11 protein-coding genes and 1 tRNA gene are annotated in these 14,632 nt (G+C 31.3%); 6 read left to right on the top strand and 6 right to left on the bottom strand.

Translation table 11 applies throughout. The features are described from left to right. Positions 1 to 32: 32 nt before the first annotated feature. The 3 genes from DFQ10_RS05225 to DFQ10_RS05220 all read right to left on the bottom strand — a co-directional run bounded on the left by DFQ10_RS05225 (position 33) and on the right by DFQ10_RS05220 (position 3,435). Positions 33 to 707, bottom strand: coding sequence for a Curli production assembly/transport component CsgG (locus DFQ10_RS05225; RefSeq protein WP_245940618.1), 675 nt, complete (start codon positions 705 to 707; stop codon positions 33 to 35). Between the two features lie 178 nt (positions 708 to 885). Continuing rightward, positions 886 to 1,023 (bottom strand): hypothetical protein, encoded by a 138-nt coding sequence (locus DFQ10_RS18540; protein ID WP_181897579.1) that lies wholly within the window; start codon positions 1,021 to 1,023, stop codon positions 886 to 888. Between the two features lie 225 nt (positions 1,024 to 1,248). Beyond that, positions 1,249 to 3,435, bottom strand: a complete 2,187-nt coding sequence (locus tag DFQ10_RS05220; RefSeq protein WP_115816297.1) for a glutamine synthetase III family protein — start codon at positions 3,433 to 3,435, stop codon at positions 1,249 to 1,251. 180 nt (positions 3,436 to 3,615) lie between these two features. Between DFQ10_RS05220 and DFQ10_RS05215 the strand changes: the two genes are divergently transcribed. Continuing rightward, entirely contained in the window at positions 3,616 to 4,641 is a 1,026-nt protein-coding gene (locus tag DFQ10_RS05215) for a glutamine synthetase beta-grasp domain-containing protein (RefSeq protein WP_115816296.1), read from the top strand. 73 nt (positions 4,642 to 4,714) lie between these two features. Here the strand turns inward: DFQ10_RS05215 and DFQ10_RS05210 are convergent, their stop codons facing one another. Further along, complete coding sequence (locus tag DFQ10_RS05210; RefSeq protein ID WP_115816295.1) at positions 4,715 to 5,665, bottom strand: calcium/sodium antiporter; 951 nt, start codon at positions 5,663 to 5,665, stop codon at positions 4,715 to 4,717. Between the two features lie 157 nt (positions 5,666 to 5,822). Here DFQ10_RS05210 and DFQ10_RS05205 point away from each other — a divergent pair, with 157 nt between their 5' ends. Beyond that, positions 5,823 to 6,182 (top strand): BlaI/MecI/CopY family transcriptional regulator, encoded by a 360-nt coding sequence (locus tag DFQ10_RS05205; protein ID WP_115816294.1) that lies wholly within the window; start codon positions 5,823 to 5,825, stop codon positions 6,180 to 6,182. A 2-nt stretch (positions 6,183 to 6,184) separates the two neighbouring features. Further along, positions 6,185 to 8,521, top strand: a complete 2,337-nt coding sequence (locus DFQ10_RS05200) for a M56 family metallopeptidase (protein WP_115816293.1) — start codon at positions 6,185 to 6,187, stop codon at positions 8,519 to 8,521. A 79-nt stretch (positions 8,522 to 8,600) separates the two neighbouring features. Here DFQ10_RS05200 and DFQ10_RS05195 read toward each other — a convergent pair whose 3' ends face one another. Beyond that, positions 8,601 to 10,562 carry an endonuclease gene (locus DFQ10_RS05195; protein ID WP_115816292.1) on the bottom strand — a complete coding sequence of 654 codons (1,962 nt, stop codon included), beginning with the start codon at positions 10,560 to 10,562 and terminating at the stop codon, positions 8,601 to 8,603. Between the two features lie 562 nt (positions 10,563 to 11,124). Between DFQ10_RS05195 and DFQ10_RS05190 the strand changes: the two genes are divergently transcribed. Both DFQ10_RS05190 and DFQ10_RS05185 read left to right on the top strand, forming a co-directional pair. Beyond that, the gene (locus tag DFQ10_RS05190) at positions 11,125 to 11,274 is read left to right on the top strand and encodes an SsrA-binding protein (protein WP_115816291.1); all 150 of its coding nucleotides are present in this window, start codon (positions 11,125 to 11,127) and stop codon (positions 11,272 to 11,274) included. A gap of 131 nt (positions 11,275 to 11,405) precedes the next feature. Next, positions 11,406 to 13,673, top strand: a complete 2,268-nt coding sequence (locus DFQ10_RS05185) for a tetratricopeptide repeat protein (RefSeq protein WP_245940616.1) — start codon at positions 11,406 to 11,408, stop codon at positions 13,671 to 13,673. A gap of 147 nt (positions 13,674 to 13,820) precedes the next feature. On the opposite strand, the gene DFQ10_RS05180 is transcribed toward DFQ10_RS05185, so the two are convergent. Beyond that, a tRNA-Arg gene (locus DFQ10_RS05180) sits at positions 13,821 to 13,894 on the bottom strand. Between the two features lie 87 nt (positions 13,895 to 13,981). Between DFQ10_RS05180 and DFQ10_RS05175 the strand changes: the two genes are divergently transcribed. Next, positions 13,982 to 14,617: a Crp/Fnr family transcriptional regulator gene (locus tag DFQ10_RS05175; RefSeq protein WP_115816290.1), complete on the top strand. Its 636-nt coding sequence runs from the start codon at positions 13,982 to 13,984 to the stop codon at positions 14,615 to 14,617. Positions 14,618 to 14,632 lie beyond the last annotated feature (15 nt).

Raw genomic sequence — 14,632 nt, 5'->3', positions numbered from 1 at the left:
TTGTATTGGTCTTGCAAAAGTAAGAATTGCGTTTAATTATAAGGAATGATTAGGTTGGAATTAATTACAGTTTTCATTTTTCTCCGTAACGCTTCTTTTTTCTTGTTACCACCAAAGTAAATATTAAGCCCTAATCCCATTCTAAGCAACACATCATCCGTGTTCCCTTCTATAATTCCATCAATTTCATCTGTAAGCATATAATTATATTCACCTAAAAGTTTTAAACCAACTCCCTCCACTACCATAAACTCAAAACCTATACCTCCTTGAGCTTTATAGGTTGTACTTACAAAATAATTAGAAGCATTATATCCTGCACCTGCATATATGAAAGGTGTAAATTTTGTAGATGGGCTAAACAAGAATTCTAAATTTAAATCGAAAGACATAAAACCTTCATTGTAATCCTCTTTAATTACAACGTCGTATTTATTGAAAGTAAAGTTAATATTTAGGTGACTGGTAAGATGGCGTTTATAACCTATTCTAAAATATAAAGCAAACTCCGATTTTGGAGAATCACCTTCCACCATTAAAGAACCAGCTGCTGCATCTATAGCATTGGACCCTCGTAAATTGAAGAAAGCATATCTTCGATTAATCGTTTTTTCACTTTTTGCGTCTTCATCTTGTGAAAACGCTGAATTAAAAAAGATAAAAATCATTGCAATACTTAATACAATTGCATTGAATTTAGGAATCATATATCTTTAATTAGAAGATAAGTCTATTCCTGCGTAGATTTTTGAAGGGTTGGCAATATATATAAATATTTATAAAATACTGAAAATCAATAATTAAAATTTTAAAAATAAAAAAGGATGAAACCGAATTATCGATTTCATCCTATTATCTTAATAGTAATAAATACTTTTTGACTTTTTAAGATTCAGCTTGTAGCGCTGATTGTATGTTAACAACATCATCCTTTGTCACTTTGTTTAAATCATCAGATTTACCTTGTGAAAGAATTAGAGTTGCACCTACAAGTATAGCTACACTAAGTAGTAACTTTTTCATTTTTACAAATATTGATTAATAGCCCTACAAAAGTACGGAACAATCGCAGTTTGAAAATGGTTATTTTCAATTATTTAGCACGAAACCACTACCTTTTCGATGATAAGTTTGAAGTTATCGACAAACGACACAAAACACAATTAGTTTATGTCATTTTATACGTAGTAGTACGTATGCATTAATACTTAGTTATCATTAAAACAGCCTTAAGTCACTGAAATGTTATCATTTAGTAAACAATAACTCTCTATATTTGGTTAGAGGCCAAAGCTCATCATCTATCATTAATTCTAGTTTATCACAGTGATATCTAATCTCTTCAAACAATGGTTTTACTTTATTACAATAGCCATTAGCTTTCTTTTCTATATCTGTTTGTTTATTGAGCGACTTACGTGCATCCGTCATTTTAGTAACTAATGAATTTATCGCTTCGATATGATGAGAAATCTGTTCAATAATCGATAATTGCTCTTTGGCAAAATCCTTAAACTTATCTCCATAAATAGTTTTAAGGCCAGTAACATTTTCTATCAATATATTTTGATAACGAACAGCTGTTGGTACAATATGGTTTCTTGCAATATCTCCGATAACACGACTTTCTATTTGAATATGTAGAATATATTCTTCCATTTCAATTTCATAACGTGCTTCAGACTCTACCTTATTCATTACTCCTAAACTCTCAAAAAGATCAATTGAAGATTTTGCAATTTTAATTTTCAGTGCTTCTGGAGTCGTTTTATTATTACTCAATCCTCGCTTTTTAGCTTCCTTTTCCCATGCGTCTCCATAACCGTTACCTTCAAAAAGAATAGCTTTAGATGTTTTAATGTATTCTCTTAACACATTAAAGATAGCATCATCTTTTTTCATGGTCTTTTTATCAATTAACTCGTCCACTTCAACTTTAAAATCCATTAGCTGCTGAGCAACTATGGTATTTAAAACAGTCATGGGATTAGCACAATTGGCTGTAGAACCAACTGCTCTAAACTCGAATTTATTACCTGTAAATGCAAACGGTGAAGTTCTATTTCTGTCTGTATTATCTAACAATATCTCCGGAATTTTACCAACTACATTCAATTTTAAATCTGTTTTTTCTTGAGGCGATAATTTCCCTTTAGAAACGCTTTCTAGCTCTTCTAATACTTTTGTTAATTGCTCTCCAATAAAAATAGAAATTATTGCAGGTGGTGCTTCATTTGCACCTAAACGATGATCATTACTTGCTGAAGCAATTGCTGCTCTTAATAATTCTTCGTGAGTTTGTACTGCTTTTATGGTGTTAATAAAGAAGGTTAAAAACTGTAAATTACTCATAGGAGTTTTACCAGGTGACAACAAATTAACACCTGTATTTGTACTTAAACTCCAATTGTTATGCTTACCAGAACCATTAACACCTGCAAACGGTTTTTCGTGCAACAATACTTTAAAATTATGACGCTTTGCTATTTTTTGCATCACATCCATTAACAATGAGTTATGGTCTACAGCTAAATTTGCTTCCTCAAATATTGGAGCCAATTCAAACTGATTTGGTGCGACTTCATTATGCCTTGTTTTTACAGGAATACCAAGCAACATACATTCATTCTCTAAATCTCGCATATAAGACATCGCTCTATTAGGAATAGTACCAAAATAATGATCATCAAGCTGCTGACCTTTTGCTGGAGAATGCCCTAAAAGTGTTCTACCTGTTAATACAATATCTGGTCTCGAAGCCGCTAAGTCACTATCTATTAAAAAATACTCTTGCTCCCAACCCAAGGAAGCATTTACTTTTTTAACATTTTTATCAAAGTATTTACAAATTGCAACAGCTGCATTATCCATTACTTGTAGCGCACGTAAAAGTGGAGTTTTATTATCTAACGCTTCTCCTGTGTAGGATACAAAAACGGTAGGAATACATAATGTTGTACCATATATAAAAGCTGGAGACGTTGGATCCCAAGCCGTGTAACCTCTAGCTTCAAATGTGTTTCTAATTCCTCCATTAGGAAAACTAGAAGCATCTGGTTCTTGTTGCACTAATTGGTCTCCTCCAAATTTCTCAATAGCAAGTCCATCTCCTATTGTTTCAAAAAAAGCATCATGTTTTTCGGCTGTAGCACCTGTTAATGGTTGAAACCAATGTGTATAATGTGTTGCCCCTTTAGAAATTGCCCATTCTTTCATTCCGGTAGAAATATGATCTGCTACTAATCGATCAATCTTTGTACCTTTTTCGACAGCTCCCATTATACTCGTCAATGCCGTTTTAGTTAAATACTGACGCATTGCGGCTTCATTAAACACATTCTGACCAAAAATTTCAGAACGTCGTTTTTCTGCTTTAATCTTTACTGGTTTCCTTTTTAAAGATTTTTTTATAGCATGAAATCTAAGTGTTGACATATTGATAATATTTTTGTTCAAAAATACGAAATATTTAAAATTTGAACAATCACCCACCAAAAATTAGGGTTCTCAACAATAATTAATAACATTTCATCTAAAATGCCCTATTTTTTTTGACCGAAAGAAAAAAAAAGCAATATTTGTAATAATATTTTTAGATATAAACAAAATTTCATTATGGCAAAAATTAAATTAGAATACATTTGGTTAGATGGTTACTTCCCAACTCAAAATATGAGAAGTAAGACCAAAGTAGAAGAGCACGAAAACTTTAAAGGTACTTTAGAAGAATTAGGTATGTGGTCTTTTGATGGCTCATCAACAAGACAAGCCGAAGGTGGATCTTCTGACTGTTTATTAAAACCTGTAGCGATTTACCCAGATCCAGACAGAATTAATGGATACTTAGTCATGAATGAAGTTTTAAATGCTGATGGCACACCTCATGTTTCTAATGGTAGAGCTACTATTGATGATGATGATAATGATTTCTGGTTTGGTTTTGAGCAAGAATACTTTATTATGGATACTAAAACACAATTGCCTTTAGGATTCCCTATTGGTGGTTATCCTGCGCCTCAAGGTATGTATTATTGTTCTGTTGGAGGATTACATACTCACGGTAGAGCTTTAGTTGAAGAGCATGCAAATTTATGTATCGATGCTGGTTTAAACTTTGAAGGTATTAATCAAGAAGTTGCCTCAGGTCAATGGGAATTCCAATTATTTGCTAAAGGTGCCAAAAAAGCTGGAGACGAAATTTGGATTGCTAGATACTTATTAGATCGTTTAACTGAAAAGTATGGTTACTATATTGAATACCATCCGAAACCATTAGGTAAGGATATGGACTGGAATGGTTCTGGTATGCATGCTAATTTCTCTAACGAAGTTTTAAGAACATGTGGAGATAAAGAGACTTATGCTAAAATTTGTGAAGCTTTCCGTCCGGTTGTAAAAGAACATATTGAAGTTTATGGTGAGTTTAACGACCAACGTTTAACAGGCTTACATGAAACAGCTGCCATTACTGATTTTTCTTGGGGAGTTTCAGATAGAGGTGCTTCAATCCGTATACCAATTATCGTAGTAGAGAAAGGCTGGAAAGGTTGGTTAGAAGATAGAAGACCAGCTTCTAATGGTGATCCATATAAGATTGCAGGAAGAATTATTAAAACTGTAAAAAGCGCTGATATTTCTTAATTAGCGATTATATAAATTAAAAAAGGCTTGTAAATATTTACAAGCCTTTTTTTTATGTCTTTTAATAACGGTTTTACTTAAGCGCTGTATATATAAATACCAAATAACCACCAAAAAGAAGCATCCCTTTTAGCCTTCCTATTTCAAGACGTTTAGGAATTAATATCAAAGGAATTAAAATCGCTGCAAAAGCAATCATCCACCAAATATTAGTTGATAGTATTTCTGGAGTTTCAGGATTCACAGCAATTGGTTTTATAATTGCCGTTAAGCCTAAAACAGAAGCGATATTAAAAATATTAGAACCGATAAGATTTCCTAACGATAAAGCTTTTTCTTTTTTCAATGCTGCAATAACCGAAGCTGCAAGTTCTGGCACACTAGTACCAATCGCTATAACGGTTACAGAAATTGCATAATCACTAATACCAACTGCTGTTGCTAGTTGCTTAGCACCATCTACTAACCAAAGCGAACCAAAATATAAGCCTGCTGCTCCAATTAATAACCACATTACAATTTTAAAATTAGAAACCACAGCAAGAGCGTCATCTACTTCTTCTATGTTTGCTTTAATAGATTTTCTAGAACTTCTAATTAAAACAACCAAGAACACAATTAAGCTTACAAATAAAATTAAGCCTTCAATCGCTGTAAGTACATTGTCATTCCACAAGAAATAATACAACACAAAGGAAGATAACATCATCATTGGCCAATTCAATTTGTAGAAATCTTTATCTACTGCTAGTGGAGAAATAATAGCTGTTATTCCTAAAACCAATCCTATATTAGCTATATTAGATCCTATAACATTCCCTAAAGCAATATCCGAAACTCCTTCTAAAGCCGCTTGTAAACTCACAAGTAATTCGGGTGCAGAAGTCGCAAAAGACACTACCGTCATACCTATGACCAACTTAGATAGTTTAAGCTTAAAAGACAAACCAACAGAAGCTCTAACCAAAAAATCACCACCAACAACCAACAAGGCTAAACCAATAAGAACAAGAAATACACTCATCTATCTACAATTATTTAGTACCATATTTTATTAAAGGCGCGAAGATAACATTTCCTTTTTACAGAAACTAAAAACTATATTTTTCGTTAAATAACTATTATTTTAGTTGTATAACTATAAAAATAGTTATAGATTTGATTCATACAATAATTAAGCTATGCAAAAATTAACCAACAAAGAAGAAGAGATTATGCACATTTTATGGAAGCTAGAAAAAGCTTTTGTAAAAGATGTATTAGCTGAAATAACGGAAGACAAACCACATTACAACACCTTATCTACCATTATAAGGAACTTAGAAGAAAAAGGCTATGTTAGTTATAATGCTTATGGAAAAACACACCAGTACTTTCCTATTGTCTCTAAAGAAGACTACAAAACAAAGTTTATGAATACTGCTATTGAAAACTACTTTAACAGCTCATATAAAAACGTTGTTTCATTCTTTGCAAAAGAGGAGAAAATTAGTGTTGATGAGCTTAAAGAAATAATTTCATTAATTGAAAACAAGAATTAATTATGGAATATCTTCTAAAAGCATCAGCTGTAATTATCCTATTTTATTTATGTTATGTCATCTTCTTAAAAAAAGAGACATTCTTTCAACACAACAGATGGTTTCTATTTATAGGTTTAGTAACTGCTATAGTTTTCCCTTTGTTAGTGATTCCCGTTTATATAACAGTAGAACCTCAAGTTATTCCTGAAATAGCATATAACCAAATAGCATCTGCTAACTTTATAGAGGCAACACCAGTTCAAAGAAATTTTGATTGGACAACCTTAATTCCCATTGCATACAGTATAGGATTAGCACTTTTCTTAATTCAATTTATATTTCAATTTGGATCACTCGCTTTACTATTAATCAAAAACTCAAAAGTTAAAGATGGTATCTATACTTATGTGATTATTGAAAGTAAAATTTCACCATTTTCATTCTTTAAATGGATTGTTTATAATCCTGTTACTTTAAAAGAGAATGAACTCAACCTCATTTTAACTCACGAAAAAGTACACGCTAACCAATTACACTCTATAGATATATTATTAACCCAATTAGCCTGTGTTATATTTTGGTTTAATCCCTTAATATGGTTTTACAGAAAAGAAGTACGACAAAACTTAGAATACATCGCAGATTCAGAAACACAAACCATTTCTGAAAACGAAAAAGAATATCAACGTTTATTATTAAAAACCAGTGTTGCTAATCACAACATTTCATTACCCAATAATTTTTATAATTCATCTATCAAAAAACGAATTCTTATGTTAAACAAATCGAAATCAAACAGAAAAAAACAATGGAGATATTTATTAATGCTACCACTTTTAGCTGGCTTATTAATGAGTGTAAATACAGAAAAAGTATATATTGAAAGTAAAATTAATAATGAAACCATACCTAAGGAAGACAAAGTATTTTCAATTATTACTAAAGACACCAAAGATTCTGAACTAAAAAGCATTATCAATAAGTTTAAACAAAAAGAGATCTCACTTAATTTTAATGATTTAAAGCGTAATAGTAATAATGAAATTACAAATATTGCTGTAAAATTAGCGGATACAAAATACGAATCTAATAACCATATCTCCATTGAATCTTTTATAATATATAAAGAGCTTTTTGAGAAAAAAGGAAGCTTTATTGGCAGGTATGGCAACGGAACGTTCTACTTAGATACAGATAGTGAGTACTCAAATAATAATCTAGCTATAAAATCATTTACTAATAGAATTAATAAATTATTAGTAACGTATAATTTAAAAGATAAGGTCATTGAGAAACCTAAAGTTACTGACCCAAAACGAATTGAAATTGTATTCACAAAGACAACCACAGATAACCAGCTAGAAGACATTAAAAAAACATTAAAGTCTATTGATATTAAAATGGTAGTGAAACATATAACAAGAGATAAAAACAGTGAAATCACAGATATTGATATCGATTTTAAAACTAAAACTGGTTCTAGCAACTACAGTGCTAAAAATGATGATGGCATAAAATCATTTTACTTTAATACTAAAGATGATGGAAGTTTTAGAGTTGGAACCATCAAAGAAAACGTAAACATTGTTGAAGTCATTAGAGTAGATAATTTACCAAAACAAGATTCAATTTTAGTTAAAACAGACACCTTACACTATGGAATTGTTGATTCATTAGAAATTAAACGCTTCTCTCAAGAAAAACCCAATCTTTTTTACGAAGGTGAAAAAAATGTAAAATTTACCGATAATAATGAAGAAATCATTATTCACCAACCTCAGGTAGGTTATAAAATAATTTCAAATTATACAAAAAAAGATTCTGAGCCATTAATTATAGTTGATGGCAAGGAAGCAAGTTATGATTTGTTAAAATCTTTAAACGCCAACCACATTGAAAGCATGACTGTTTTAAAAGATAAAAGTGCTATTAAAAAATATGGAGACAAAGGCAAAAATGGAGTCATAATTATGACAACAAAGGCAGACAATAACATTGCAACAACTTCAGTCTCTAATGCAAAGAACACTACTAGAACAATTTCCATGAGTACCACTTATGTAGATAACGATAATCCTTTAAAAAATGGCACTTTGGTTTATATCTCTAAAAACTCAACTGATGCTATACTACAAGTTCAAAAAGAACATCTAGAAAAATCTGGAATATCAGTTAAGTATTCTAAAATAAAACGCAACAAAGCCAATCACATAGTCAGTATAAAAATAGCGTTAAAGAATGAGTCTGGTAATGAAACTAGTGCAACATACAAAGATGATGATGGCATACCTACTATTGAATTTGGTATGGATTCCGGAAAATTAAAAGTGCACACAAGTACAATGCATTTCGACTAAAAAAAGAATTCACTCACTGAATAAAAAAAAGCCAAACTAAAATTATCAGTTTGGCTTTTTCATTATAAATATTTAGTCTTTATTCAATTATTATTTTCTTTGTGATATAACCATTATCGTTTATCAGCTTTAACAGATATAAACCTGATGTTAGATTTAAATCTATGTAATTATCTATAGATTTATATTGCTTCAAAAGTTTACCTTCTACAGAGTAAACTTCAATATTTGTTTCTGTTTTTAGTCCAGAAAAATAAACCTTTCCATTTGTTGGATTTGGATAAACAGTAACCTCTAATAACTCATTTTCATTAACACTTAACGGCTGTACCCAAGCTAAACCAACGCTATCACCCCAAATATACTCTATCAAATCTGGTTGATCTATAAACGGACTTCTATTCTTCTGCCAATTATAAATCACATTATTTCTATTCATTTCAAAATCATCTGGCGGATCATTTCTATGCCAATCTAATAACGTTGCTAAATCACCAAATTCTCCAACAATCCCTTCAGGAAAACCGTTTACTATTTCTAAACCATTATAACGCACAGCCATGTAAAACACACTCCTAGCTACGTCGCCTTTAAATTTACCTGCGGTACCATCTGGCCCATTATATTCACCGTAAAATTGGTTATTTCTAGTACTATTCTCAGGACCATCTGCAGCTCTCAAAGCATGTGCATCAGAATTACCATGACGTAATGAATCTGCTTTTGTAGTCCAATAAATATCAATACCATCTGCAATCTCATCCTCTTCTATACTATCAAAACCACCTCTAGATCTAGGAAACGTGTGTTCTCTGTTCCATTTCCCTGTGCTTAACGACGTCGTTTGGTAATCTAACTTAGCACGACCTTCTTCTAAATACACTAACCAAACTTGGTTACTATTTAGAGGGTTTTGATCAGCTTCTTTTAAAATATCTACTACATCAGCATAAGTCTGTGCTCTTACAATCGAAGGATCTGCTATTATATCTTGTAAGGCTTGTCTTAATTCGGTATCTGCTAACCCATCTAAACTATTATAATAGCCATCTGGTTGTGTACTCTCTACTATCCCATAAGTTGGTGTTAAAGGCGTTCCCCAAGCTGCCATTGTAAAATCATTATCTACAACTCTAATCTGTACAGCTCCATTTGCAGCTACAATTGGTTCAATTAAATCTAAAAATCTAATTTTTAAAACTTCATCTCCCTCATCTTCTGTATCATCAACTAAAGAAATTGTCGTCGTCGTCGTAGTTTCACCAGTTAAAATTGTAAGACTTGTACTTCCTGTAAAATCTGAAATTCCAAAACCTAAATTATCTAAACTAATAGTAAAATTTAAATCTGAAGTTAGCATAGTTTCCGCTGTAAAAGTAATATCAAAAGTAGCTCCTTCGTCAATTTGAGTCTCTACAATTGAAATCGCAATGGGATTAATAGCAATACCATTACCATCATTATCTCGTCTAGGAGTTGGAGTTTGAGCACCAAATGTTACATTATCCATAGCATCTACAAAACGTTGAATAGATTTAGGATTAGCATTTGTACCATTATCATTATACTGAGTGGTCTGCCCTAGTTTAGTTAATAAACCAGTAGCATCAGAATCGTTTGTACCATAAACCATAGCATCAATTAAATTGGTTTGAGTTGCAACGGTCTCTTCAGGAAAATCATTTACAGAAGCCTGGTAAATCCCAACCGCATCTGGTCCATTCTGTATAACGTTTTCTGACATTAAAGCCTGTGGAAATGGAGAAACATTATCACTACCAATAACGAGCAAACCATTAATATCTGTAGTTAATCCATTTAAATCATATACAAAATAACTTGCATCACCTCCACTGCTAGAGCCATTAAAGAATACTAATATGTAACCATCAGTCGAAAAATTTGGCGTTTGAGATTTCAGCTCAATAAATTCGTGAGTATCTATACTAGGAGTATCTGCATCTAATTCGTTAATCAATAAAACCTGAGACCAACTGAATCCAGAAATGAGTAAGGCTACAATAAAAGTAATTCTTTTCATTTTATATTTTTTTTACAAAGATAACCTATTATTAAATCTAAAAGTTAAGCCATAATTAATTACAAAAAAAGAGGTAATTAAAACATGAAATTTATCATGAAATAAAATTTATTAAAAGACAAAACATGCAAATAGTACTGGTTTAATCATCAAATCCGCCTACGTTTCTAAAAACCACTCCTAAAACCCTCTACAAAAGTATAAAATTGAAACAAATATCTAATTTTAAGTTATAAATCATTACTTACATGTAGATAAGTCACAAATTATTATAATCACAATAATAATTTTAGTTATAAATAAGAATTCAAATTCGTCGATTTTAATAAAAACACTTGGAACATAGCGAGTTGAAAATATATATTGAAAACTCAATCAAACAAACAATACATTTTATTAACCACTAAAACCAAAAAATTATGATCACACTAGCTAAACTTATTATCGATATCATTATATCAACACTTTAAACCACAATTGATTTACCAATCAAATAAAAGTAAAACTTAGTTCTAGAATAAGTTTTACTACTTTTACTAAAGATTGATTATTCAATTTTAAAATGAAAAACGACATCTTTAGAGTTCTGGCTTTACTAAACAAAGCCATACTTCCATCTTACACTAAAAAACAATTAGATCTTAGTAAAGCCTCTAAGCTTCAACTAGCTATAATAGGTTGGCGTGCTTATGTAACTAAAAATGCACTTTAATAGGATTTTCACAGTAATTACACTACAACTTATTAAGAGACATTGTGATGTCTAATTTCAGGATATTATGACAAAGTTTAGGGTTTAAAAAGTAAATTTTTATGTACTTTTAATACACTAAATTCTTACCCTTGAAACTAAAAATCACCAATTCAAAAATAGAGCTTACAAATCGAGGAATAATTCTGTTATTAAGTTGTTTTTCAATTGTTTTATCATGTAAAGACAATAACAAATACGAAGCTATTGAAACAAAAGAGTCTGTATTTCTAACAGGTAAACTAATTCCTGACAACCATTTTTTAGGCGATAATAATTGCAAAGAATGCCATAAAGATGAATTTAAAGACTGGCAAGGTTCACATCACGATAAAGCCATGCAGATTGCTGATAGTATCACGGTATTAGCAAATTTTAAAGATGAAACATTTACGAGTCAAGGTATTACCTCTCGTTTTTATAAAAAAGACACTGATTTCTATGTTAATACCGAAGGACCAGATGGAAAATACCATGACTACAAGGTGATTTATACTTTTGGTATAACACCTTTACAACAGTATATTGTACAATTTCCAAATGGACATTACCAATGCTTGAGAACGGCTTGGGATACTAAAGAAAACAAATGGTTTGACCTATACCCTGATTTTAAGGTTGTACATTCTGAGTGGTTGCATTGGTCTAGAGGAGGCTTAAATTGGAATAATATGTGTTCCGATTGTCACTCAACCAACGTTAGAAAAAATTACGACCAAAAAACCCATAGCTACGACACTAAATTTGCTATAATCAATGTTAATTGTGAAGCCTGCCATGGTCCAGGAAAACAACACGTAGAGGATGTTAAAAGACTTGGCAAAAACTATTCTTCTACCAGAACTTTGCAAATGACATTAGATACTAAACCAAAAGAATTAGTAGATGAATGTGCGCGTTGCCACATGAGAAGAGAACAATTTTCTTCGCATTTCAATTTTGAAGGAACCATGTTAGATCATTACTTTCCACAGATATTACAAGAGGGTTTATATTATCCTGATGGACAAATATTAGATGAAGTTTATGTTTATGGCTCATTCACTCAGAGTAAAATGTATCAAAACAATGTCACTTGCACTAATTGTCATAATCCGCACTCATTAAAGCTAAAGTTTGAAGGCAATAAATTATGTGCACAATGCCATTTACCTGAAAAATATGAGACGCCTAAACATCATTTTCATAAAGAAAACACAGAAGCATCTCAATGTATTAATTGCCATATGCCTGGAAAATATTATATGGGAAATGATTTTAGAAGAGACCATAGTTTTAGAATTCCAAGGCCAGATTTAAGCTTAAAATATGACACTCCAAATGCCTGTACAGGATGCCATGAAGACAAAGATGACGAATGGGCTTGGGAAGAATTTAAAAAACAATATGGAGAATTAGACGCTCATCATTATTCAGAAAAATTAGCTCCAGGTATTGCTCACCAAGCAAATGCTGAAATAGGTTTAGCTGAATTAATGAATGATAAAACACAGCCAGAAATAGTTAGAGCCTCAGCAGTTAAAGCCATTTCTCATTATGATGCAGAAAATTTAATAGATCAATATCTTGCACTCTTAAATGACGAATCTCCTTTGGTTAGAGGAGCAACTCTAGATGTAATGAGCCAAACCAATAATACTGAATATGCCTCTTACTTTTTACCATTGCTAGAAGATAGTAAAAGAAGTGTAAGGGTTAAGGCTTTTTACGGACTTGGAGGTTTAACAGAATTACAGATACCTGAAAAATATAAAGACAGCTATAAAAAAGTAAAAAAAGAGTTTTTTGACAATTTAAATACTAACGCTGATTTTGTTGGAGGCAGAATGAAAAAAGCGAATTATTATATTAAAAAAGGCGATTTACAACGTGGCATTGAAGGCTATGAAAGCGCTTTAGAAATTGACAACACCAATAATCAAATACGATTAAATTTAGCAAACTTATATTATCAAGATCAAAATTTTATTGAAGCAGAAAAAGCATTTAAGACTGTAATAGAACAAGAACCAGAATATGGACCTGTTTATTACTCGCTATCTTTATTATATGCAGAACTAAATCGAATTGATGATGCTATAACACAAATGCAAAATGCTGTTAAGCATATGCCAGAAAACACACGTACCTATTACAATTTAAGCCTATTATATGATAAAAAACAGGACCGTAAACATGCAGAACAAACACTCATTAATGGATTAAAAATTGACGCAAACAATGAAAGTTTATTATATGCCTTAGCCTATCATTATTCAATTACCAATCAAAAAAATAAAGCTAAAAAGGTAATGTCTAGATTAGTTCACCTTTATCCAAGCAACACTCAGTATTTAGAATTCCTAAATCAGCTTAATTAATGTTTAATCAAAAAATGTTATTCGTTTTAAATAAAGGACGACAAAGAAATAAGAAAAAGGCGACTTCTAATATTTTTGTGCATAAAAAAACCCAAACTTATAAATTCAAGCAAGCTTGATTTAATGTCTGGGTTTAATACTTTTTTGTGACCTCGGAAGGATTCAAACCTTCAACCTCCACAGCCGTAATGTGGTGCACTATTCAGTTATGCTACGAGGCCATTTTTTAAGTGGGTGCAAATATAACAATTTTATTAAAAAACATGCAAACTATTTATTTCAAATTTTAAAATTAGTATTTTTGATAGATGATTGCTAAAACACTACTCCAACCTTTCAACTACTTATTCGATTCAGAAACAATCGATAACATTGCTAATGTTGCCGTCCTAAAAACCTTTCATAAATCCGATATCATCATAGATATAGGTCAAGATTTAAACTATATTCCTTTATTAATTAGTGGAAATATTAAAGTTTTAAGAGAAGACAGTCACGGAGATGAACTTTTATTATATGTTTTAGAGTCGGGAGATACATGTGCGATGTCACTTACTTGCTGCATGGTAAAATCTGTTAGTAAAATACGTGCTATTGCAGATGAGGATGCAACCGTTGTTATGATACCAATAGAAAACATGAAACTATGGTTTAACACCAACGAAAGCTGGAGAAATTTCATATTACAGAGTTACCAAATTCGTTTTGACGAAATGCTAGAAACCATTGATACACTTGCATTTATGAAAATGGATGAGCGCTTATTTAAATACCTTACAGATCAGGTAAAATTATCTGCTTCTACACATTTAGAAGTCACACATCAAGAAATTGCTGAAGATCTAAACACTTCTAGAGTTGTTATTTCAAGATTATTAAAGCAATTAGAAAAAGAAAATAAGATTGAACTTGGCAGAAACAAGATCAATGTTTTAGAATTTTAGTCACTTTTATTACAC

The organism is Winogradskyella eximia (assembly GCF_003386165.1).
Lineage (GTDB): Bacteria > Bacteroidota > Bacteroidia > Flavobacteriales > Flavobacteriaceae > Winogradskyella > Winogradskyella eximia.
The sequence above is the reverse complement of the archived record's forward strand: the minus strand, read 5'-3'. Positions and strand labels throughout refer to the sequence as shown.